Origin of the sequence: Chryseobacterium jejuense, assembly GCF_900100075.1 — a bacterium.
Taxonomy (GTDB): domain Bacteria; phylum Bacteroidota; class Bacteroidia; order Flavobacteriales; family Weeksellaceae; genus Chryseobacterium; species Chryseobacterium jejuense.
Genome location: NZ_FNEG01000002.1, coordinates 356,779 through 378,983, shown reverse-complemented (window position 1 = coordinate 378,983; position 22,205 = coordinate 356,779). Strand labels below are relative to the sequence as shown.

The following is a 22,205-nucleotide window of genomic DNA, read 5'->3' as shown; positions in this document are numbered from 1 at the left end:
AATATTTTGTTTGTATTGTTTTTTTCGTGTAGTTATACCGGTACATCGCTTTTTTTCGTGTACTCAATCGTCAGGGTAAATGATTCAATATTAGAATAGTTATAGTCAGGAGCATCTTTAAGTTCTATGGTAGCTAAAAGAGTATCCAAGCTGATGAATGCTAATCCTTTGAATTGATTGCCAGAAAAGGCAGCATCCATATTATACCATTCCGTAAACATCTGGTTGGATACAATGACTTCCATATCTCCAAAATGCGGCTCCAGTTCAATGATCCCGTTTCTTGGGATTTGAGTAAAAACAACTGTTTTTCTATAAATAGGTTTATTATTAATCCATAGCCCACCCGTTTTTACTTCTTCTTTTGAATAGGATTGTTGTTTGTCTGCATATTTCTTTTGGATAAAGGAATTGTCTTGATATGAATCCCCATAGTAGTATGAGCCTACAATTCCTTGTCCTTGTGGTTGGCTTCCATATATATCTAAGCCAGATATATATACATTCCCTCCTGATTTGTTATTCATCTCGAGGAGTCCATCTTCTCTAAATTCGATATAAGAAGTACCATCATTAGATCTTATCCTTTTATCTCCTGATGAAATATGTATTTCAAGATCTCCTGTGATAGGTTTACCTTGCTCGGTTCCTGATAAAGGAATATGATTTAAATTCTCAGCGGGTCTATCTGTCCATCCGATTGTTCCGTCATTTTTCATGGTAAGATTTCTTGCACCAGCGTTGGCAGGAATATATTGAGGATTGCTAAGAATCAGACCTTGTGTTTTAATGTTTCCTTCAACCTGGAAAACTTCAGTAGGCATTTTTGTTCCTATTCCGATCTTCCCATTGTCATAATACAAATTACTGCTTACGAAATTGGATCCATTCCATGAAGTAAGGAAATAAGAATCTAAGTTAATTTTTTGATAAGTAGTCCATGGACTGTTATACGTAATGAAATAAAATCCGGAGCCTCCTGAATTGGGAGCGTTCAGTTTGGTTTTTAGAGAGTCTACAAGTCCTGAAATATTGTCTTGAGAAATTTTTTCATCTTTATGCCAGTAAGATTCCTGCCAATCCCAGAACTCTTCCTGTTTAGGAATGTCCCCGTTTTCGAAATATTGTTTTAATTCTTGTTTTGTTTTCATTTTTTATTGATTTTGTTTTTACATTTCACTGATGAGTGTTCCGCCTGATACTGTAGTTTTAGGGTCAAATGAATCTGGATAATACTGGTTGTTTTTATCCAGTTTTACCATAGTTAAACTCGGATTGTAATTGAATGCTTTCGGACCAATTTTTGAAACTGAAGGTGGAATGTATAGCGATGTAATTTTGTTGTACTGGAAAGCAGATTCTTTAATTTCTGTTACTCCATTAGGAATGATTAATGATGTAAGTTCATTACCACTAAAAGCTCGCTCATTAATAATTTTCAGCTGCTCAGGAAGAATTACTGATTTAAAAGAATTGTTATTGAAAGCTTCTATTCCTATACGTACAACACTATTGGCAAAATGTATTTCATGCATGTAATAATTTTGCATAAAGCGATCAGGAATATATAATGTTCCGGGTTCAATAGTTACTTTTTTGACCAATAGGTGGGCGAAAGAAGCATTTCCTTCAGCATCTATTTTTGCATAAATATTATTGACGCTAGGTATTCCATTTTCAAGACCTTCAATTTTAGTTATATCAATTTTCTCCTCTTTGTGCCAGTATGAGTCCTGCCACGCCCAGAAATCTTCCTGTCTGGGGATATCTCCATTTTCGAAATAGAGTTTTAGTTCTTCTTTTGTTTTCATAAAAATTGTGATTGGGTTAATAATTGAAGCTTAGGACCGCTTCAGAGCCTGGCTTTGTTTTTAGTGGTCACAAACCGAATTTCCACATGATTTATATTTTCAGACATAGTTCTGGCTGTCCAGCATTTTGTGAATGGTGAATTCAAAGGTGTTGATAATGTTTAATGAGACTGCTGTGCGCGTATTATAGAGATTTCAAAGGTAATGGTGGACAGCGTCAGAACTTGTCGTGTTTTATTTAAAAGACATCTTCTTCAAGAATGTCTTCTTCAAAATCTTCTCTGAAGAAATTTTCAATGTCATTGAGATAGTTTTCATAATCCATCTCCGCATTTTCAATGTCACTCCATTCCACGGTGTAGAGATCTTCATCGAAGAGTATATCTGTATTGTGATTGGGTGTTTCCATGTTGGGTGTTGTGATTGAGTGTTGGTTATATTTTGAACATACTTTTGGCTGTTCAGCATAAATGAATGTTGAATTCAAAGGCGTTTTTAAGTTTTTGTTGGTGGTTGTTTTGTGTCTTTTTTGATACTCCAAAGATAATGGGGCAAGGCGACAAAACTTGACGTGTTAAAAAATGGTTTTTATTTTTTTTGAAAAATATAATCTTTATAGCTTATATTGAGTTGGTATAAGTCAAAAAGCTTATATTTTGTTTCTGATGAGTTTTTGGACAATCTGATTCAGCGTTTCCCTGTTATCATCAATATAGCTTAATCCGGCTTGTATCAGGTTTTCGATATTAGAGCGTCTTACATTATCCATGGCCGGAGAAGCATTTTTCAATGATGGATTCAGACGATAATAATTTTTCTGATTTCTCAATCCTAAAGTCTGGAACATTTGAGAAAGTTGATAATCTACTGTTTCTGCATTCGCGGACATTAAAATGTCGATGATTGGGCCTACCCAGCCAATTTTCCCGGCTTTTTCCAGTCTTTTAAAAGGATAAGGTCTGGCTTCAATTCCTGTTCCGATAGATATAATAATCATATCGTTTACTCCAGGGTGATTGGCTTTCTGATGATTTTTTAAAACCTCTGCAAAAGGAATCTTTCTGGCTTCTGCATAAGCACAAAGAGCAGGATTATTGGCAAACATTCCGCCATCAATCAGGCTGAAGATCTGCCCATACATAGATTTGATCTGTACCGGACTAAAATAGGTAGGAGCTGCAGAAGTAGCTCTGCAAACATCTTTTACATAGAAATTGTCTGTGCTGAGATGTGCTTCACATGAGTTGAAAAGCTTTGCTCTTCTGTTTTCTATGTCATAACTTGTTATTAAGCAGGGTTTTATTAATTCTTTTAATTCCAGATTTCCAAAAAAGTCATTTAGGTTTTTCTCAAGTGCTTCCTGAGAAATCCTTTCATTCAATAATCCAAATGGATTAACCAGTTTTTCCCAAAAGGAAACCTGGAAGATGTCACCGCCCTTTTCAGCATATAATTCTAATCCTTTCTGGATAGAATACTTTGCTTTACGGACTTCATCGGGACATAGAATAATAGAAGCAATCAAGCCACCTGTACTGCTTCCTGCCACCAGATCAAAATAATCTCCAAGTTTGGCACTCGGTTTATCATAATACTGGAGCTGTTCTTCTATGTAGCGCAGAATAATGCAGGTAATAATTCCTCTTATTCCGCCCCCGTCCAAAGAAAGAATGGTTGTCTTTTTCATGTTTTTTGTTAGTTGTTTTTTTGTTAAAGAAGACATTGCAATATGATCGCGTGGAATTGGTAATTTTGGTCAGAAAAATGATTGAATTCCATGGTTGGATCTTGTTGTTTTTAGTGGTTTTCTTGTAAAACAAAGGTAGGGCGGGGAAGCGACAGAACTTGACGTGTTTTATTTATTTTCAATAAAAAAGCATTAAAAAATAACATAATTCTGCTGGTCTCTGGGCATCTTCAAAAGTATTCTCCAGCTGGTTTTTGTAAGTCCTTTCTTCAATGGAATTGTCTTTTTTTCAAAGTGGGGAAGGTCTTTAAAAGTTTTCCAGTTTCCACCCCAATCCCAGCCATGTTTTGCGAAGATTTTCACACACTCATACCAATCGGCTACCTTATCATTATCCCAGTCTTTTACAGTGTCCCAGCTGGCCGTTTTTCCATCAATCATCAGGCATATGTCTACGGCAAGACCATAATTGTGAATACTTTGTCCTGCTTTTGCATTTGTCACCTTTTTTCCGGACGTTATTCTTCCAATCGCGTAAAGTTTTTCCTGCTCTTCAAAAGATCTTAATCCCTGAGTGATTCTTATCTTGGCTCTACCAGTGAGTGCTTCATCACATTCCTTAATAATTTGTTTTACTTCATCTCTTACCAAAGGGTGAAGTTTCTGAATTCTTTCTAGTGTTACTTTATCCATAAATCTTTATCGTTTGAAACAAAAGTAGGAATGGGGAGCGACAAAAACTGACGTGTTTTAATTACTTTTCTATAATAATCAATCCAAGAAGGAAAACATAATATTAAACTGATTTATAGGGTTTACATTAATTTACTTTATGAGAAACAAAGAAAAAATGGCACTTAAATTTTTAAAAATCAAATAGAATTAGTAAATATGAAAGATAAAAAACACAACATCAAATGCATACCATTCTGCCCTTTTTATTAGCTATGATTGCAGCCATTGTGCTGTTAAATATGTGTGCTGTCCGATTAAAAATTGCGTATCCGATTTTACTTGTTTTATTTGGATTACTCGTCAGTTTTGTGCCAGGTTTACCAGCTGTAAAGATTAATCCTGATCTTATTTTTTTTATATTCTTACCGCCACTATTATTTGAAGCCGCCTGGTCTATTTCCTTTAAAGAAATGAAGAGATGGTGGCGTATTATCGGAAGCTTTGCTTTCCTTGTGGTATTTTTTACAGCATTTTCAGTGGCTATTGCTGCCAATTATTTTATTCCGGGATTTACCATTGCTTTGGGATTTTTATTGGGAGGTATAGTGTCTCCACCAGATGCTGTAAGTACGGGTGCCATTATGAAATTTGTGAAAATTCCCAACACGACTGCAGCTGTTTTGGAAGGAGAAAGCTTACTCAATGATGCTTCTTCACTTATTATTTTTCGTTTTGCATTAATCGCTGTAGGAACCGGACAATTTGTATGGCAGGATGCTTCTTTAGATTTTTTATGGATGATGATTGGAGGATCTGGAATTGGATTATTACTGGCCTGGATTTTTGTACAAGCCCATAAACACCTTCCTACAGAGGCTTCTTCTGATATTGCACTAACATTAATTGAACCTTACTTAATGTATTGGGTGGCTGAACAGTTTCATAGCTCTGGAGTATTGGCTGTAGTATGTGGTGGATTGTATATGTCGGGAAAACGATTGATATTTTTAAACAGCACCAGCCGCATCAGAGGATATAGTGTATGGGAAAGCTTTGTCTTTATTCTGAATGGGATTGTATTTTTAATTATTGGATTGGAGCTTCCCGAAATTGTAGGTGGGTTGCGTTCTGAAGGAATAGCTTTAAAAACGGCCATTAATTATGGCATATTAGTGACTGTTATTCTTATTGTAGCCAGAATAATAAGCTCCTATGCTGCAATGATTGCCACGATTATTTTTCGTCCTTCTGTAGCTCCCAGAGCATCTTCCATGAGAAGACGTCTGATGATGCCTATTTTACTTGGATGGACGGGAATGCGAGGAGTGGTATCTCTGGCAGCGGCGCTGGCTATTCCTATAACTCTTGAAAATGGGACTCCTTTTCCAAACAGGAACCTTATATTATTCATCACCTTTGTAGTAATACTGCTTACCCTTTTGGTACAAGGGCTCACATTACCTTATTTTATAAAGTATGGAAAAGTATTTGATGACTTTATAGATGAAGAAAAAGAAGAACTGGCCCGTAAGGAAATCAAACAAAAATTAAGACAACACGTTTATCATTTTCTTAAGAACAAACATGAAAGTGAACTTCATAGTGATGCAGGAATAGAACGGTTGTTGAGACATTGGGAAGAAAAAAATAAAGCCAATGATGCAGATTGGATGAATGAAAAATCCAAAGCTGTTTTTATCGAAATGCTTGAAAGCCAGAGACAGTTTCTCACAGAACTTAATAAGGATGTATCAATTGATGAAGAGATCATTCGTCATCAGCTTTTCCAGCTTGATTTGGAAGAAGAGCGTTTGAAAATGATTTAATCTATAGTATTACGTTAAATAAAATAATGTTTTTGAATACAAAATTAAAGTGGTAATACGACAAAACATGTCGTGTTTGAAAATAATATTTATTTGTTTTTCAATGTGTTAAATATGATGTTAATTCAGGATTAAAAAGTGATTTTATTCCTGAAAAATAATAATTTTGTAGGATAATTCACGATCATCATGTATGCTCTGGTAGATTGTAATAACTTTTTTGTTTCCTGTGAAAGGACTCTGGATCCTGACCTTGAAGGCAAGCCCGTTGTGGTACTTTCCAACAACGACGGATGTGTTGTATCCCGAAGTAAGGAAGCTAAAGATCTGGGTATTCCTATGGCTGCTCCGGCCTTTAAATACAAAGATCTTTTCAAAGAGCATGATGTAAAAAGCTTTTCTGCAAAATTTGAACTTTATAATTACAAGAGTCAGCAGGTCATCAATATCGCTAAGTCTTATGTGGTGGATTATGAAGTATACAGTATTGATGAGCTTTTTCTTGATTTAACAGGCTTTAAATACATCGATATCCACGAATATTGTTCTAACATCAAAAACGAAATTCAGGAAAAAGAAAATATTCCTGTAAGTATAGGCATTGCACCCAGTAAAACCTTATGCAAAGTGGCGAACAGAATTGTAAAGGATTTTCCGGAACAATTTAATGGGGTTTATATTATGGACACTCCAGAAAAAATAGAAAAAGCATTGAAATGGCTGAATATAGGAGACGTTTGGGGAATAGGAAGAAAGTTGGCCGCCAAAATGAATGACAGTGGGGTTTATAAAGCCTGGGATCTTCTTCAGAAACCTGAAATATGGGTTCGGAAAGTAATGGGAATTCATGGGGTGAGAATGATTCATGAACTAAAGGGAATTCGCCAGCTGGAACTGGATGCACCATCTCCTAAAAAATCAATTGCCGTTACCCGAAGCTTTATGGAAATGCTTACGGATAAAGAAGCGGTCCGGGAACGGGTAGAAACTTTTGGAATGTATTGTTCAGAAAGATTACGAAAGCAGAATACCTGCTGTAAAATAATCACAGTTTTTGTACAGACTAACCGATTCAGAAAAGATCTTCCTGAATATAGAAATGCAATGACTCAAATTCTTCCCAATCCAACCAATTCGTCTATATTGATCGGAAGAGTAGTGAATGAACTTTTTGAAGCTGTTTACAGAGATGGATTTCATTATAAAAGGGCAGGAGTGATGGTGAATGACTTTGTGCCGGAAGATCAGAGACAGATCAGTCTTTTTGAAGAAGATACACAAAACCAACATCTCCCTGTGATGAAGGCCATGGATGCCATGAACAGGAAATTCGGAAAAGATAAAGTCCGTTTGGGAAGCATGAGCGGTGAAAATACCTTTGGCCGGGCACAATTATCTCCCGAATATGAAGCCTTCCTGAAAAAAAACACACTGCCTGAAGCTAATTTTAGGTTTCATTAAGTTTTGAGTTGTTGTAACTAAGGTGAGTATGTGTAAACCGCAGAGCGAATATTAGTCAGGTTGTAGAAATAAATACAAGTAATGCTGAACTAAGAACATTTGTTGTAGAATAATGAATAAAATTAATATTACCCCTTATACAAAAGAATTATCAGATTCTTTATTTAGTGACAGAGAAATAGAAAAACTGAGATATTTTCCTATGGATAGATTTTATTTAATAGATAATAATTATTTAGGAAAAATAGTATCATTAAATTATTTAGAATTTCTTTTTTATAATTTAGAAATGGTAAATGAAAGTTATACTGTTCAGTTACTGGTCTGTTTACCAGAGTTATGGGAAAATGTTGCTTATGAGGATATTATTTTTTTGATTGAAAATTTTACTAATTCTTTTTCTTTCTATGCTTTGGTAGAATTTACACACAGATATCTAGAGATTGATTTAATGGATGAAATATTTTATAATGAAAATGTAGACTTAAAATTCAAAAAAGACTGTGCTAGGTATTTACACAATATTATAGCAACTCTATATATGAATGAATTTGATTATATTGATTTCAAGGAGAATTTATTTGGAGTAAATATGGAACAACTAGAAAAGATACGGCTGAAATTTCAAAATGATAATAATTTCAAAAAAACTATATCTATAGAGGAACTTTATAAAAAGTTATCGCTTATCAGATTTGATAAGGATCATTCTTTGCCAGTATAAATGTATCATTCATGTTCAAAATACAAGACAAATCTTCACAGCGGTGAAAGGTTTGTTTTTTAGTATTGAATTCTTTTTACAAAGATTGTGAATATAACTTGTAATTATGAGATATTTTAGGTTTCATTAGTTTGAAGTATCTTGCTTTTAATTACTTTTTCTCATACTTCCAATTCCTTCCTTTTCCTTCTGCAACCCATTCTAAAGCCTGTTCCATTCTTTTATTTCGAGTAGCTTCTGTCTTGGCTTCTGTAATCCATGTGATATATTCTTTTCTGAAGGATGGCGAGGCTTTTTCAAAAATTTCTAATGTTTTTGATTGTGCCTGTAATGCGGATAAAAAATAATCTGGAATTTCTATTTCTGTTTTGGATGGTGCCGCTTTTTTCATGGTAACACCCATATCCGTAAGTTCCATGGCTTCTTTAATGGCTTTTTTTAGTTGAGGTTTTGAAGGCAGGTCTTCAATCTTTGTAATTTTTCCCAGGCTAAACATAGAATTCTTCTCAATATCCTGAGTAATTTCCTGCATGGTTTTCATCTCCTTTTCCAGCCAGAACCCGAATGTGCAGTGCTGCTTGAAAGACGCCATAGCACAAAGGTTTTTACCCTTGTAGATAAAATGTGGAAAACTCCATTTCATGGTTTCTTCTGCATCAGGGCAGTATTCATGAACGGTTTCCCGAATATAGTGAAGGATAGGTTTAGCGAAATCCTGAGACTTTTCAATATAGCTGTCTATCTTTGAACTGTATTTCTCCATATTTTTTTACTGGAATAATTGTGCGGTTTCATTCACTAGGAATTTCACCTGATCCGGTCTTCCTCTATCATTTTTAGGGCTGTTGGCATAGCTTCCTGTTTTCACGATTACCATATTATGCTCCGGAACCATAATGATATATTGACCTTGCAGTCCCAGAAAATAATAATGTTTGATAGGATTGTCATGATTAATCCAAAGTCCCATTCCATAAATGTTTTCTGACTTTTCTGTCGGAGTTCTCATCTGCTCAATAAAATCTGTATTAAGGATCTGCTGATCTCCAGCTTTACCGTCATTCAGGAAGAGAAGCCCCAGTTTGGCAAAATCTCTTGTATTTGAGTGGATACAGCAATACGTTTTTTCCATTCCATAGTCATCTGTACTCCATTTTGCATTTTGTTCCATTCCCAGAGGAGTCCAGAATTTTTCAGAAAGGTAGCTGGCTAAGGGTTGTTTCAGTGCTTTTTTTAAGGCAAAACCAAGAAGTTGTGTGGTTCCGCTTTGATATTCAAATCTTGTTCCCGGTTTTTCTTTGAATGATCTTGGAAATACAGCTTTTACAAGACTCTTTCCATAATAAGCTTTGGCATTAGGAAGAAAAGGATTATTATAGTTTTCATCCCAATCGAGACCAGATTCCATCTGAGCCAGATTTTTAAGAGTAACGTCATTTCCGAAAGTTTTCTCTTTAAATTCAGTATAAAAATCAGACAGCTTTTCATCAATGTTGTTGATGAGTCCTTCTTCCAGCGCTTTTCCCAAAAGCATAACAGTTACAGCTTTTGCCATGGAAAATGAATTGGTTTGTGAGAGCTGATTGTAGCCGTCCCAATATTGTTCGTGAAGAATTTTACCATTCTTTATCACTACAAAAGATGCTGTTTTAGACCGTTTTAAGTTATCAACTAAAATTTTAGGTAATTGTTTTTTATTGTACTCAGGATCTTCTTCCCATCGCTTGGGAGATTTTGCAGCAATAGGATTACTGGGAAACAGATTTCCATCATCAATATGGGCACTTGATCTCCCTTTAAGGTAGGTTTTGGAAATACCACTGAATAAATAATCATATCCGAAAAAGTAAGCTGCAGCAGCTCCGGCTACAGCTCCACCTATCATGTATTTTAGTATTCTCATTTTTTGTTAATCGGTCTTTAACAAATTTAAAATAATTTGGGTGAAAAAATAAAAATGAATCATCAAATACATTATTTTTGTTTAATTGATGAAAAACATGACCAGAAAACTTATTGTATTGATGTGCTTCCTGCTCTCAGTAGCAGGGATTTCTCAGACCTATAAAGCGATAGATACCGCAGATTACCTTCAGCGGAAAGAATTCTTGAAAAATTTTACAGCTCATAACGAAAGTTTGATAAAAGGGCTGAGGTCACAATATTCAGGGAGTGGAGGTTCTGAAATATCTAAAATTTATAAAGAATTTGGAACTGATTTTGAAAAACAGGTGAAAAACAAAGACTTTGTGTTCAAGTCTGAATTTGATGTGGTCATTAAATCCTTGGTAGAGCGTCTCAGAAAAAATAATCCCAAAGTTCCTCAGGATCTTAAAATTCTGATTGCAAGAGATAATACTCCTAATGCTTATTGCCTGGCAGATGGAACTTTTGTTATCAATATGGGACTGTATAACTGGATGGATAATGAAGCTCAGGTAGCGGGTGTAATTTCCCATGAACTAGGGCATAAAATAGAAGATCATACGCTGAAATCAGTCCTGAATATTGTTGAACAGAATACATTGGATAAATCTACAGTACAAAATATCAAAGAAACAACAGGTGGACGGAGCCTGGAGCGTAATGAAAAGGCATTTGATATTCTTAAAAACAGGATTTACAAAAAAAGTGTAGAGAAGAGAAAGCTTGAAATACAGGCAGATAATTTGGGATATGTTATTTTTAAAAACAGTGATTTTAAGAAGAGTGAATTTATCAACGGATTACAAAAGCTTCAGACATTTGATACAATCTCTCCAAGAGAACTTAAGATAGAGACCTATAAAAAACTTTTTGATCTTCCAAAGCAGGCTTTCAAAGAGAAGTGGATGAAGAAAGAAGATTTTTCACTCTACAATTATAATTTTTATAAAGAAAAACTGAACAAAGACTCTTTAGCTTCTCATCCCGAAATGGTAAAAAGAATAGAGAGTCTCAAGAAAGCTTTTCCCGAGCTGAATATTTCCGAAGAACCGGAAAAACCATCAGAGGCTTATCTTGCTCTGAAAAAGACTGCAAGAATGGAGATTCTTCCAAACTATTTCCACTCTGAGGATTATGGATTGGGAATTTATGTCGCGATGCAATTCCTTCAGGATGGTGAAGAAGATAAATACTATAAAAATTGGTTAGGAAAATGTTTTTCTAAAATTTATGAAGCCAGAAAAAACTATAATCTGAACCGCTATTTGGACAGAATAGAGCCTAAAAATCAAAGTGAAAGCTATCAGCAGTTCCTGAATTTTATGTGGAATCTAAGCCTGGATGAAATTAAAAATATTTCAGAGTATTATCAGACCACGGGAATTGCCACAACATCAAAATGATAATAAAGGCGAATAATACTCCCAAAAATCTGAATGATCTTCTTGATCTGCAAGACCATTAAACCAGCAGCGAATTTTTAGAAATAAAAAGCTATCTCAAATGTGAGATAGCTTTTGGTTTGTTTACTAATATAAAACACTGTTAATTAGTAGTTTAGTTTTTCTAAACGGATCTTATTGAATTTATCTTTTGTATTGTATTCACGAAGAAGAATATAACCTTCTTTGGCCACATAAGGTGTTACCTGATAATTATCTTTTTCAGAAATAGGAATAATCTCCTGTTTGAATTTTCCATCAATAACCGTATTGATGAATAGATTCCAATTTTTTTGTCTTGTTACTTCATCTTTCTGGTAATCGCGGTAAAAGAAAACCACATCTTTTCCACCGTTGAGGTATTGTGAGAACAGATAATCACTGTTTACCCATTTTGATTTTTCTTTTTCAAAAACCTGAACATTTTTCACCTTGAAATCTTTATCTGTATAGATGTAAACGAGGTCTGTTGTTTTGGGAGCGTTATATTGTCCTGCAGGTTTATATTTTTCAGATAAAATTCCCACACTTCCATCATTCATAAAATACATATCCTTGGTCTGAAGGATATAACCGTTTTCCACCATTCCGTTTTTATTCACTTTTGGAAGGAATGCTGCGATATTAGGTTCATAATTGATTGTTTTAGTATCTGCAGTAAAATCTTTTTTGTCTACCATCATTCTTGCAAATCCTACTGACTGAGAGTCATCATAATTTCTTCCCACAAGAACTACTTTATCATCGAAAGTTTTGTCATTATCTATTTTTCTGTAATCAGAGTAGAAAGAATCAATATTGGCTGTTGTATCATCAGACAGTCCGGTAACTGGTTTGTTGGAAGTTTCTTTTCCGGTTTTCATATCAAGAACCAAGAGAGTAAATGTTTTCTGCTTTTCATTTACTTTTTTCATGATGCAGTACATGTAATTATCATCTCTTTCCAGAACAGATAAGGTGGTGTAAATTTTCTTGGTTCCGTCAGTATTGTATTTATATCTCCAGACCTCCTTTTTATTTTCATCAAACTTCATAAGGCTGTTGTTATTTTCATACTTTCCATAATCTTTGTACTCTACAGCAAAATAACCGCCTTCTTTTAGCTCACCTACGGCAGAAACGTAGTTGTACCCTTTATCTTTTTTCTCATCACGGTTTTCCTTACGCTGTTCCTTCCAACTTTTAGGTTCGTTGATTTCTTTGAAGCTTCCATCTTCGAGATAATCATAATATACTTTTCGGGTAATGGTATTGGTCTTCGGATTGATGACCATAGAAACAGGAGTGAATATTTCCCTGCTTTTAACCAGAGAATAATCCATCATGGAGGGCTTTAGAATAATTTGTCCTTTGAAGTCCACATATCCCCAATAAGAGGTGGCGGTGATATCGCCTTCAAATTCCTTATTGGCAACAGGATTGAGGTTCTTATCCAATATAACGTATTCAAATTTCTTGGTTTTATCCCCAGATTTTCCGTAAGAATAGATGGAAACATAGCCATAAAGATTGTCTTTATCATCAAACAGCGCGTTCATTCCTACATGGTCTCCTGCCGCTAATGTTGTTAAATCCTGGGTTTGGGAAAGTGCAAATGTCTGGATGAGCCCAAACACCAATAAAGTGATTTTTTTCATGGTCGAATTTTGGGCTAAAATAATAAATTATGGAATACGTTGGAGAAAAATAAAAAAGCCCTGAAAAACCAGGGCTTTGTAGTTGAATATTACTTGTTATACTCGTAATTATAAGTGTGAGTGTTAGTTCCGGAAGATCCTCCTGTATACGTCATTACCGATTTTGTAGGATAGTTACCCACATTGAGGGTATGAACTGCATTGGTTTTAGTGGTTCCGTTCAAAGCACCTGCATAATTTCCGTCTGCTTTTACCAGATTGTTGTAGCCTACTTCTCCATCTTTAAGAGAGAGCATATCCATTTTTATATACCCTTTTACATTTTTCATAGGATGATTGTTGCCGTCATAAGAAAATGTAGTGCTATATGTTGTTCCGTTATTTGAGTAAGTTACTGAAAGCAAGTTTCCCTGGGCATCTAAATAAATATCTTGATCGAGGTATTTTATGTCTGTATAAACTCCAGTGGTTGGATTATAGGTAACCGTGTGAAAAGCATTGTGCTTTATATGGCTATCGCTCAGATACTGAAAGTTAGATGTGTAAATCAATGTACCTAGTTGATGCTTATCAGTTACTTTTTCAGAAACCAGTTTTCCGTTAATATAAGAAAACTCTCTCATAATTTTTAGAGTTCCATTCTGAGTATATACTTCAGTTTTTGTGATATTATCACCATCATAAGTATATATTGTCTTTTCATTATCCGCAACATCAAATGATTCAGTTATTTTGGTTCCGTTATATTTATATTCTATAGTATAAGACTGGTTATCCTGAGTAATCTCAGTAGATTTTTTTAGAAGATAAGGAGTGTTATTATTATTGTTGTTATTGTTGTTGCCTGAGGCATCATCATCATTTGATGAGCTGCAGCTTGCGATCACTGCCATTGCAAGTGACGAAATAATTAATTTCTTCATGATTATTATTTTAATGTTTAAATTTTGGCTAAAATAATAATTTATTGAATATGTTTGGCGTTGTTTATAAAAATAACAAAAGCCCTGAATTTTTCAGGGCTTTTATATTATATTTTAGAAAGTAGATTTCGGAAGTTGGTTTTCTCATCAATGATTCTTCTCAATTCTGAAACCGGAACTCTTTCCTGTTGCATGGTGTCTCTGTCTCTTATGGTTACCGTATGATCCGTCAATGAATCGTGATCTACAGTAATACAGTAAGGAGTACCAATTGCATCTTGTCTTCTGTAACGTTTTCCGATCGCATCTTTTTCCTCATAGAATAAATTGAAATCGTATTTCAGATCGTTAAAAATCTTCTCAGCATATTCTGCTAAACCATCTTTTTTCATCAATGGAAGGATAGCTGCTTTAATTGGTGCTAATGCAGGAGGTAAAGATAAAACTGTTCTTTCTGAACCGTCTTCTAATACTTCGTCTCTTAGGCAGTGTGAGAAGATAGAAAGGAATAATCTGTCTAAACCTACAGACGTCTCTACTACGTAAGGAACATAGTTTTCATTTCTTTCAGGATCGAAGAACTGAAGTTTTCTTCCTGAATGTTCTTCGTGAGCTTTTAAATCGAAATCTGTTCTAGAGTGAATACCTTCCAATTCTTTGAAACCGAATGGGAAATTGAATTCAATATCAGCCGCAGCATTTGCATAGTGCGCTAATTTCTCGTGATCGTGGAATCTGTAATTATCATTACCTAATCCTAGTGCCAAGTGCCAGTTCAGACGTTTTTGCTTCCACTGCTCATAGAATTCAAGTTCTGTACCTGGAGCTACAAAGAATTGCATTTCCATTTGTTCGAACTCACGCATTCTGAAAATAAACTGTCTTGCAACAATCTCATTTCTGAATGCTTTACCAATCTGTGCAATACCGAAAGGAAGTCTATGACGTGAAGTTTTCTGAACATTTAAGAAGTTAACGAAAATCCCTTGTGCTGTTTCCGGTCTTAAATAAAGATCCATTGCACTGTCTGCAGAAGCACCAAGCTTTGTTCCGAACATTAAGTTGAACTGTCTTACTTCCGTCCAGTTTTTAGAACCTGTATCCGGGTCAGCAATTTCAAGCTCTTCAATTAATGCTTTTACATCAGCAAGGTCTTCATTTTCTAAAGATTTTGCCAGCCTTGAAAGAATGGTCTCTCTTTTTGCTCTGTATTCCAAAATTTTTGGATTCGTAGCAACAAACTGATCTTTATCAAAAGCCTCTCCGAATCTCTTCGCAGCCTTTTCGATTTCCTTATTCTCTTTATCTTCAATTTTTGCGCAATAGTCTTCCACCAAAACATCTGCTCTGAAACGTTTTTTAGAATCCTTATTATCAATCAATGGATCGTTGAAAGCATCTACGTGGCCTGATGCCTTCCATGTTGTTGGGTGCATAAGGATTGCCGAATCAATACCCACAATATTTTCGTTAAGCTGTACCATAGCCTTCCACCAATATTGTTTGATATTATTTTTAAGTTCAGCTCCGTTCTGTCCATAATCATAAACAGCGGATAAACCATCATAGATCTCACTGGAAGGGAAAATAAATCCATATTCTTTAGCGTGAGAAATTACTTTCTTGAAAACATCTTCTTGCTTTGCCATAATTTTTTTACGTCTGATGTGCAAAAATAGCAAATTGGATCCAAAATCATGAGATTCAACAAAAAAAGCTATTAATAATACTGTAAATAGTCCTGTTTTTATTTTTAGAAGCCGGGAACCTGCTTTCGCTACTCGCTTTTTCTGGGTTTCGGCGGCGGCAAAGCCGCCGCCAAAACCCAGAAAAGAGCTCAAACATACCGCTCAATCAGGGCTAATAAAACCTCACAGGTTTCAAAAATCTGTGAGGTTTAGAATAAATCTACCATTAAATGTTGAAGGTTTCCCATCTGAAATAAGAATCAGCAGAAAATCTCTACTTTTGCCACATGTTAGAAATTCTTTATCGGGACGAGTATATTATTGCTATCAACAAACCCAGCGGACTATTGGTTCATAAATCCTTCTATGCAGGAGAAGCAGATACTTATGCCATTCAGGAACTAAGGAACCAGATTGGTCAGAAAGTGTTTCCTGTACATCGTTTAGACCGCAAAACTTCCGGGGTTTTGTTGTTCACTTTAGATAAAGATACGCTTAGAATTATGAGCGACCGTTTTGCCAGCAGAGAAGTAGAGAAAAAGTATATTGCTATTCTGCGAGGTTGGGCGAAAGAAGAAGAAACCATTGATTACGACTTGGTTAATGAAAATGAAGTTACACAAAATGCAGTTACATACTACCGCCGTTTGCAGACTTCAGAGATAGATTTGCCCTTTTTAAAGCATCAGACTTCGAGATATTGTTTGGTAGAAGCAACTCCTGAAACGGGAAGATTTCATCAGTTGAGAAAACATTTTAAACATATTCTGCATCCTATTTTAGGCTGTAGAAAACACGGCTGCAATAAACAAAATAAGTTGTGGCTTCAAACATTTGGGATCAACAAAATGACGCTTCATGCGCATCAATTAATTTTCAATCATCCTATTACCAATGAAAAAATGGTACTGAATGCTACTGTAGATGAAGAGTTTAAAAGAGTAGGAGACATTCTGAATTTTGATTTGAGTGCATATTCTTAATGTAAGCCAAAAATTTTGAATCTCTAAGATAGAGCCTTGCCAAGGTTTTAAACCTTGGCAAGGCTTCTCTCAGGGCTCTTCTTCACTTAGTGAAACACCTTGGCGAACAAAAATTTTTTCAGGATTGTCCCAATCTATTGCGATCGCAGCGTTTAAAAATCTCATTAATTTTGCAGAGTACACGGATCTTTCTACCTTATAGATGCTATATATCAATCATTTTGATAAAATATCATAGGTTAATCCATGGTTAATTTTAAAATGAGTAATTTTGTAAAACTTTTTTTCAATGTACAAATCGCTCATTCGTCCGATTCTTTTCAAATGTGATCCTGAAGAAGTACATCACTTTACTTTTTCGATGCTTAAGAATTTTGGATTTCTTACCAAATTATTTTTCCCAAAACCTATTGAAGACAAACGTCTGGAAAGAGAAGTTTTCGGATTAAAATTTAAAAATCCTGTAGGACTGGCTGCCGGTTTTGATAAAAATGCAGTTTTGTTCAACGAATTGGGAGACTTAGGTTTCGGGTTTGTTGAAATCGGAACAGTAACCCCAAGAGCTCAGGCAGGAAATCCTAAGAAAAGATTATTTCGTCTTATTGAAGATGGGGGAATTATTAATAGAATGGGATTCAATAACGATGGTCTTCAGGCTGCAATCGAAAAACTGAAATCCAACAAAGGGAAAATAATCATCGGTGGAAACATCGGGAAAAATACAGATACACAACCCGAAAACTATACACAGGATTATCTGGATTGTTTTGAAGGTCTTCATCCGCATGTAGATTATTTTGTACTCAATGTAAGCTGCCCGAATGTAGGAAGTCACGCTAAACTGGAAGATGTAGAATACCTTCGTGAATTGATTACGGAAGTAAAGAAAATCAATCAGTCAAAATCTGTACAGAAACCTATCTTACTTAAAATTGCTCCGGATCTTAATAACGCTCAGTTAGACGAAATTGTAGAACTGATTGCAGAAACAAAAATAGATGGAGTAATTGTTTCCAATACCTCTGTCAATAGAGAAGGACTGAAAACATCTCCTGAAGTTTTAGCAGAAATAGGAAACGGTGGATTAAGCGGAAAGCCTATTCGTGAGAGAAGTACAAAAATGATTAAATATCTTTCCGAGAAGAGCAATAGAGCATTCCCGATTATTGGAGTGGGGGGAATTCACTCAGCAAAAGATGCTATTGAAAAATTAGATGCCGGAGCAAGTCTGGTTCAATTGTATACCGGATTTATTTATGAAGGCCCGGAATTGATTAACGAAATCAACAAGGAGATTTTAAAAAGAGCAAGCAGATTGCCAAGATAACATAAAAAGAGAGTTCAGAAAATGAGCTCTCTTTTATTTTGATTTTGTTACAGATGCATTTTTAATATCAACTGTTAATGTATGAGCAGGATAAGAATCCGATTTTCTTATTTTGTACTGTATCGTTTTACCATCCTTTGATTTTGTTTGCGTGGTATCATAGATGTTTTCCATGCAGCTTTCAGTAAGAAACTCTTCATAGCGTTTATAATTCCAGTCTTTGGTAAAATAAAGAATTCTGTAGCCTTTTTCACCTTCGCTGGCTCCGCATCTTCCACATGCATTAAGGTTGGAGGAATGTTCAAAATATAATAAAACACGGTTCCCTTTTTCTCCAGAAGCGTAAGATATAAGTTCGTTTCCACCATACAGATTAATAATATCAAAGGTGTTGATTCTTTTGTTATTGGGTAAAATCAGATAATTATTATAACGGTAGATCATATCATTACCGGTAAATAGTTTAGCTGGCTGTGTTTTGTCTTTATTCTCAAGATAAAAACTTCCAGGAATAGGATTTTCCTGAGTTGGGTTCTGTCCAAATAAGATGGTTTCTTTGGGTGCAAGGTTTTTTGCAATCTCAACAACCTTTTCAACGTCCTGTGGAGAGTTGATTTTTTCTTTAAATTGTTTGGAACTCTGTTTATGCTTAGATCCGAAATTGTATAATGACAACTTGCCATAATCATAAAGTCCGGTTAGTGGAATTTTCTTCTGATATTTATCGTAATAATACCAGCCATCTACAAAATGCTGATATAAGTTACAATCCGGAATGCCATCATAATGAAGCTGTATGGTAACAGGAATTCCTGCAATTTCTCCTTTAAAGATCTGGGAAGAGTCTGTGACCTGCTTTAATTCAATTTTCTGACAGAATAAAAAAGCTAGGCTTAAAGACAGTAACAAGGTGAGTATTTTTTTCATGGTCGGAGTATCGCTGCTGTTTTATATAAAAAAGTGAGCAACGGTATAGATTATCAATCCTACCAGACCGCCAACCAAAGTTCCATTAACACGGATGAACTGAAGGTCTTTTCCTACTTCCAGTTCAAGTTTCTCACTTAATTCTTTTCCCTGCCAGTTGCCAACAGTGGTACTGATGAGGTTTCCGAATTGATGGGTGTTTTTCAGAATATATTTATAAGCCGTTACCCGAACCCAATGATCGATTTTATTCTGAAGATTTTCATCTGTTTTTAAGTTTTGGGAAAACTCATTCAGATTTTTGGAAAGATAACTTTTCAAGGCAGAATGGTCTTCCTGAAGTTCTTTCATTAGTGTTTTCTTAATGGAAACCCAAATGTCATTAGAATATTCATCAAGCTTATCATTTTTAAGAAGCCCGTTTTTGATAGTTTTGAATTCTTCATCCCATTTAGGATCCTCTTTAAGATCAACCGAAAATTCATGGATTTTTTGAGTAATCAACCCTCTGACTTCATGTTCAGGATTCTCTTCTATTTCCTTGAAAAAATCAGACAACCCATCTGCGATCTTATCGGCAATTTTATTATCAACAAAAGATGGAATAAAAGTATAACTTCCTTTTTTCACCCGGTCCTTAATCATTTCATCATTTTGGATAATGTATTCCTTAATCTGTTTTGAAAGATTGGTGATCATCCTCTGATGGTCATTCTTTTCCAGAATATAATGGATTCCGTTGCCTACCACCTTGTTAAGTTTGATATCATCCGTCATGTCTGATACCTTTTTACTGATGAACTGGCTCACCGTAGAATCATCAAGTTTATTGAGAATATCAAGAACTATATCAGAAAGGTTTCGGATCAGAATATCCTGATTTTTTTCCTTGGCAAGCCATTCTCCGGCAAAACCGGAAACTTTTATTTTCTGAATGTACGGTCGTATATTTTGAGGTGAAAGAAAATTACTGACCACAAAACTTCCCAGATTATCTCCCAGCTTTTGCTTACTGTTTTCAATCAGATTGGTATGAGGAATCGGAAGCCCAAGCGGATGACGAAACAGAGCGGTAACTGCAAACCAGTCGGCCAAAGCACCCACCATAGCTGCTTCAGCAAAAGCACGAACATAACCAATCCAATGAGAGGAACTGGACTTCTGCATAATGGTTGTTACAATGAAAATAAGTGCCATCAGAACAAAAAGTCCTGTCGCAAATGCCTTATATTTTCTAAGCTGTTTTCTTTTTGCTTCGTCATTCATATTCTCAAATTTACTAAATTTGGTTATGAAACTGTTTAATCTTAATAAAAGCTTTTGCTTTAATTGCAATTAACCTTTAAGAGTTAAGAATTACAATGAAATTTTTAGTTTCACTCATTATATTAATTGTTCTGCAGGGATGTACGCAGAAACAGCAACCTATTAAAATTACTTCTATGGAAAATACAGAAGCAAAAAACAATCCATATTATTCAAGAACCGATACTGCAAAACTGAATATCTCCAATGATGAATGGAAGAAAATCCTGGCTCCGGATCTTTATGCAATCTCAAGAGAAGCAGCTACAGAAAGGGCTTTTACCGGAAAATATAATGATTTTGATGAGTTAGGAGATTATTATTGTGCCGTTTGTGGTCATCATTTATTCCGTTCCACTTCAAAATTTTCAAGCAGCTGTGGCTGGCCAAGTTTCTTTGAAGCGGATAAGGAAGGGGTTTACTATAAAAGAGATACTGCCTATGGAATGGAAAGAGTAGAAGTGCTTTGTAAGAGATGTGACTCCCATCTGGGGCATGTCTTTGATGATGGTCCAAAACCTACAGGATTGAGGTATTGTATGAATTCTATTAGCTTGGAATTTGTAGGAGATTCACAAAAATAATGAACCTTATTTCATTGCCATGGAAGAATTGAGTCTGGAAAACCGAAAACGAGTCTGGATCACTTTGTCAGAACTCTATCTCGATACAGAGCTTCAGGATTCAGATTTCAGATATATGGCAGCATCCCTTTTTGAAAGTTCTTTTACTTTTGAAGAAATCAAAGGAATTGATCAGGATGAGGTTTTTCCTGTTTTCTTTTCAAACCTTTTGATTCCGGCAGGAGAATGGGCTGGATTTGATGAGTTGATATTGGTTAAAAATATTATGAAATGGATGGAAACAAGAAGTAAGTTGGATATTTTAGCAATCAAATGTCTTTACCCCATCTACGATAAGATAAATAGGAGTTATTGGAAAAAAATAGAAGAGGTTTATAATCAGATACATGCTGAGGCCCTCCGTTAAAGTTTCTTAAATTCAGTTAAACTTTGTGGAGTTATAAGTGGCTGATAACTATGTTTTTATAATTTTGCCCCACTAATTTGGTACTAATATATTATTGAATGAAAGGATTTTATGGCGTAATAGGCCTTGTTTACATGGTGACGACCTCATTCTACATTTCTCCTAGAGCGGTGGTAAAGAATGAAAACATCAACACAACAAAAACGGAAAGAGTAACTGACACGAAATCTGAGAAAAATACTACTAAGGCAGTATCTTCGGCAGAAGCATTATATCAATCAATTGAATTTGATCCTGAACACGAACTGAACTATGAAGTTTTTACTAAAGCATTAACAGGATTTGAAAACCTAAAGAAAGCAGGATTGCTTACTGATGAGTCGCACTTATTAACGGTTTGCGATTTTTCTATGTCTTCCAATACCAAAAGACTTTGGATAATTGATCTTAATGATAAAAAAGTATTATTCAACTCACTCGTTGCCCACGGTAAAAATACAGGCGAAGAATTTGCCACGAATTTTTCTAACACGGAAAGTTCGCGACAGAGCAGCATGGGATTTTATATCACGGATGCAACCTATCAGGGAGACAATGGGTATTCATTGAGATTATTGGGAATGGATAAAGGATTCAATGATGCAGCCTATAGAAGAGCGATTGTAATGCATGGAGCAGATTATGTAAGTGATACATTTGCAGCAGTACATAAGAGAATCGGAAGAAGCTGGGGTTGCCCTGCAGTCCCTAGAGAACTGTCACAATCCATGATTAATACGATAAAAGGAAGAAATTTACTTTTCATCTATTATCCCGATCAGAATTACCTTTCCTCTTCGGAGTGGTTAAAAGCATAAACGGAAAAGCAGTCTG

At 35.2% G+C, this 22,205-nt stretch carries 21 protein-coding genes; 9 read left to right on the top strand and 12 right to left on the bottom strand.

Annotated features, from left to right (window positions below; all coding sequences use genetic code 11):
* Positions 1-32: 32 nt before the first annotated feature.
* The 5 genes from BLS98_RS07265 to BLS98_RS07245 all read right to left on the bottom strand — a co-directional run bounded on the left by BLS98_RS07265 (position 33) and on the right by BLS98_RS07245 (position 4,191).
* A complete protein-coding gene (locus BLS98_RS07265) occupies positions 33-1,151 on the bottom strand; it encodes a hypothetical protein (protein ID WP_089735049.1) in 1,119 nt (372 codons plus the stop codon).
* 18 nt (positions 1,152-1,169) lie between these two features.
* Positions 1,170-1,811: a leucine-rich repeat domain-containing protein gene (locus tag BLS98_RS07260; protein WP_089735047.1), complete on the bottom strand. Its 642-nt coding sequence runs from the start codon at positions 1,809-1,811 to the stop codon at positions 1,170-1,172.
* 238 nt (positions 1,812-2,049) lie between these two features.
* A complete protein-coding gene (locus BLS98_RS07255) occupies positions 2,050-2,298 on the bottom strand; it encodes a hypothetical protein (protein ID WP_139166086.1) in 249 nt (82 codons plus the stop codon).
* A 162-nt stretch (positions 2,299-2,460) separates the two neighbouring features.
* Positions 2,461-3,498, bottom strand: a complete 1,038-nt coding sequence (locus BLS98_RS07250; protein ID WP_089735708.1) for a patatin-like phospholipase family protein — start codon at positions 3,496-3,498, stop codon at positions 2,461-2,463.
* A 192-nt stretch (positions 3,499-3,690) separates the two neighbouring features.
* Complete coding sequence (locus BLS98_RS07245) at positions 3,691-4,191, bottom strand: M15 family metallopeptidase (RefSeq protein ID WP_089735043.1); 501 nt, start codon at positions 4,189-4,191, stop codon at positions 3,691-3,693.
* Positions 4,192-4,415: 224 nt separating this feature from the next.
* Here BLS98_RS07245 and BLS98_RS07240 point away from each other — a divergent pair, with 224 nt between their 5' ends.
* The 3 genes from BLS98_RS07240 (at position 4,416) to BLS98_RS07230 (ending at position 8,184) form a co-directional block, all read left to right on the top strand.
* Positions 4,416-5,999, top strand: coding sequence for a Na+/H+ antiporter (locus BLS98_RS07240; protein WP_089735041.1), 1,584 nt, complete (start codon positions 4,416-4,418; stop codon positions 5,997-5,999).
* Positions 6,000-6,188: 189 nt separating this feature from the next.
* Positions 6,189-7,460 (top strand): Y-family DNA polymerase, encoded by a 1,272-nt coding sequence (locus BLS98_RS07235; protein ID WP_089735039.1) that lies wholly within the window; start codon positions 6,189-6,191, stop codon positions 7,458-7,460.
* 112 nt (positions 7,461-7,572) lie between these two features.
* Positions 7,573-8,184 (top strand): hypothetical protein, encoded by a 612-nt coding sequence (locus BLS98_RS07230; RefSeq protein ID WP_089735037.1) that lies wholly within the window; start codon positions 7,573-7,575, stop codon positions 8,182-8,184.
* A gap of 151 nt (positions 8,185-8,335) precedes the next feature.
* On the opposite strand, the gene BLS98_RS07225 is transcribed toward BLS98_RS07230, so the two are convergent.
* Positions 8,336-8,947, bottom strand: coding sequence for a YdeI/OmpD-associated family protein (locus tag BLS98_RS07225; RefSeq protein WP_089735035.1), 612 nt, complete (start codon positions 8,945-8,947; stop codon positions 8,336-8,338).
* Positions 8,948-8,953: 6 nt separating this feature from the next.
* A complete protein-coding gene (locus BLS98_RS07220) occupies positions 8,954-10,087 on the bottom strand; it encodes a serine hydrolase domain-containing protein (protein ID WP_089735033.1) in 1,134 nt (377 codons plus the stop codon).
* Positions 10,088-10,184: 97 nt separating this feature from the next.
* Here BLS98_RS07220 and BLS98_RS07215 point away from each other — a divergent pair, with 97 nt between their 5' ends.
* A complete protein-coding gene (locus BLS98_RS07215; RefSeq protein ID WP_228425475.1) occupies positions 10,185-11,513 on the top strand; it encodes a M48 family metalloprotease in 1,329 nt (442 codons plus the stop codon).
* A gap of 146 nt (positions 11,514-11,659) precedes the next feature.
* Here the strand turns inward: BLS98_RS07215 and BLS98_RS07210 are convergent, their stop codons facing one another.
* From BLS98_RS07210 to BLS98_RS07200, 3 genes are all read right to left on the bottom strand, one after another.
* Positions 11,660-13,189, bottom strand: a complete 1,530-nt coding sequence (locus tag BLS98_RS07210; protein ID WP_089735029.1) for a hypothetical protein — start codon at positions 13,187-13,189, stop codon at positions 11,660-11,662.
* An 89-nt stretch (positions 13,190-13,278) separates the two neighbouring features.
* Positions 13,279-14,112 (bottom strand): hypothetical protein, encoded by an 834-nt coding sequence (locus BLS98_RS07205; protein WP_089735027.1) that lies wholly within the window; start codon positions 14,110-14,112, stop codon positions 13,279-13,281.
* Between the two features lie 107 nt (positions 14,113-14,219).
* Positions 14,220-15,761, bottom strand: coding sequence for a glycine--tRNA ligase (locus BLS98_RS07200; protein WP_089735706.1), 1,542 nt, complete (start codon positions 15,759-15,761; stop codon positions 14,220-14,222).
* Between the two features lie 326 nt (positions 15,762-16,087).
* On the opposite strand from BLS98_RS07200, the gene BLS98_RS07195 reads away from it, so the two are divergent.
* Both BLS98_RS07195 and BLS98_RS07190 read left to right on the top strand, forming a co-directional pair.
* Positions 16,088-16,783 carry a pseudouridine synthase gene (locus BLS98_RS07195; RefSeq protein ID WP_089735024.1) on the top strand — a complete coding sequence of 232 codons (696 nt, stop codon included), beginning with the start codon at positions 16,088-16,090 and terminating at the stop codon, positions 16,781-16,783.
* 289 nt (positions 16,784-17,072) lie between these two features.
* Positions 17,073-18,110, top strand: a complete 1,038-nt coding sequence (locus BLS98_RS07190) for a quinone-dependent dihydroorotate dehydrogenase (RefSeq protein ID WP_089735022.1) — start codon at positions 17,073-17,075, stop codon at positions 18,108-18,110.
* Positions 18,111-18,143: 33 nt separating this feature from the next.
* On the opposite strand, the gene BLS98_RS07185 is transcribed toward BLS98_RS07190, so the two are convergent.
* Together BLS98_RS07185 and BLS98_RS07180 are read right to left on the bottom strand one after the other, a co-directional pair.
* Positions 18,144-19,037 (bottom strand): hypothetical protein, encoded by an 894-nt coding sequence (locus tag BLS98_RS07185; RefSeq protein ID WP_089735020.1) that lies wholly within the window; start codon positions 19,035-19,037, stop codon positions 18,144-18,146.
* Positions 19,038-19,058: 21 nt separating this feature from the next.
* On the bottom strand, positions 19,059-20,303 hold the full coding sequence (locus BLS98_RS07180; RefSeq protein WP_089735018.1) for a DUF445 domain-containing protein: 1,245 nt from the start codon (positions 20,301-20,303) through the stop codon (positions 19,059-19,061).
* Between the two features lie 95 nt (positions 20,304-20,398).
* Here BLS98_RS07180 and msrB point away from each other — a divergent pair, with 95 nt between their 5' ends.
* From msrB to BLS98_RS07165, 3 genes are all read left to right on the top strand, one after another.
* On the top strand, positions 20,399-20,926 hold the full coding sequence (msrB, locus tag BLS98_RS07175) for a peptide-methionine (R)-S-oxide reductase MsrB (RefSeq protein ID WP_089735017.1): 528 nt from the start codon (positions 20,399-20,401) through the stop codon (positions 20,924-20,926).
* Between the two features lie 19 nt (positions 20,927-20,945).
* Positions 20,946-21,332: a DUF7079 family protein gene (locus BLS98_RS07170; RefSeq protein WP_089735015.1), complete on the top strand. Its 387-nt coding sequence runs from the start codon at positions 20,946-20,948 to the stop codon at positions 21,330-21,332.
* Positions 21,333-21,430: 98 nt separating this feature from the next.
* The gene (locus tag BLS98_RS07165) at positions 21,431-22,189 is read left to right on the top strand and encodes a murein L,D-transpeptidase catalytic domain family protein (RefSeq protein WP_089735013.1); all 759 of its coding nucleotides are present in this window, start codon (positions 21,431-21,433) and stop codon (positions 22,187-22,189) included.
* The last annotated feature ends 16 nt before the right edge of the window (positions 22,190-22,205 follow it).

Coding starts and splice junctions, on each gene's coding strand:
- BLS98_RS07265 (WP_089735049.1), bottom strand. CDS start 1,151: ATGAAAACAAAACAAGAATTAAAACAATATTTCGAAAACGGGGACATT.
- BLS98_RS07260 (WP_089735047.1), bottom strand. CDS start 1,811: ATGAAAACAAAAGAAGAACTAAAACTCTATTTCGAAAATGGAGATATC.
- BLS98_RS07250 (WP_089735708.1), bottom strand. CDS start 3,498: ATGAAAAAGACAACCATTCTTTCTTTGGACGGGGGCGGAATAAGAGGA.
- BLS98_RS07245 (WP_089735043.1), bottom strand. CDS start 4,191: ATGGATAAAGTAACACTAGAAAGAATTCAGAAACTTCACCCTTTGGTA.
- BLS98_RS07240 (WP_089735041.1), top strand. CDS start 4,416: ATGCATACCATTCTGCCCTTTTTATTAGCTATGATTGCAGCCATTGTG.
- BLS98_RS07235 (WP_089735039.1), top strand. CDS start 6,189: ATGTATGCTCTGGTAGATTGTAATAACTTTTTTGTTTCCTGTGAAAGG.
- BLS98_RS07230 (WP_089735037.1), top strand. CDS start 7,573: ATGAATAAAATTAATATTACCCCTTATACAAAAGAATTATCAGATTCT.
- BLS98_RS07225 (WP_089735035.1), bottom strand. CDS start 8,947: ATGGAGAAATACAGTTCAAAGATAGACAGCTATATTGAAAAGTCTCAG.
- BLS98_RS07220 (WP_089735033.1), bottom strand. CDS start 10,087: ATGAGAATACTAAAATACATGATAGGTGGAGCTGTAGCCGGAGCTGCT.
- BLS98_RS07215 (WP_228425475.1), top strand. CDS start 10,185: ATGACCAGAAAACTTATTGTATTGATGTGCTTCCTGCTCTCAGTAGCA.
- BLS98_RS07210 (WP_089735029.1), bottom strand. CDS start 13,189: ATGAAAAAAATCACTTTATTGGTGTTTGGGCTCATCCAGACATTTGCA.
- BLS98_RS07205 (WP_089735027.1), bottom strand. CDS start 14,112: ATGAAGAAATTAATTATTTCGTCACTTGCAATGGCAGTGATCGCAAGC.
- BLS98_RS07200 (WP_089735706.1), bottom strand. CDS start 15,761: ATGGCAAAGCAAGAAGATGTTTTCAAGAAAGTAATTTCTCACGCTAAA.
- BLS98_RS07195 (WP_089735024.1), top strand. CDS start 16,088: ATGTTAGAAATTCTTTATCGGGACGAGTATATTATTGCTATCAACAAA.
- BLS98_RS07190 (WP_089735022.1), top strand. CDS start 17,073: ATGTACAAATCGCTCATTCGTCCGATTCTTTTCAAATGTGATCCTGAA.
- BLS98_RS07185 (WP_089735020.1), bottom strand. CDS start 19,037: ATGAAAAAAATACTCACCTTGTTACTGTCTTTAAGCCTAGCTTTTTTA.
- BLS98_RS07180 (WP_089735018.1), bottom strand. CDS start 20,303: ATGAATGACGAAGCAAAAAGAAAACAGCTTAGAAAATATAAGGCATTT.
- msrB (WP_089735017.1), top strand. CDS start 20,399: ATGAAATTTTTAGTTTCACTCATTATATTAATTGTTCTGCAGGGATGT.
- BLS98_RS07170 (WP_089735015.1), top strand. CDS start 20,946: ATGGAAGAATTGAGTCTGGAAAACCGAAAACGAGTCTGGATCACTTTG.
- BLS98_RS07165 (WP_089735013.1), top strand. CDS start 21,431: ATGAAAGGATTTTATGGCGTAATAGGCCTTGTTTACATGGTGACGACC.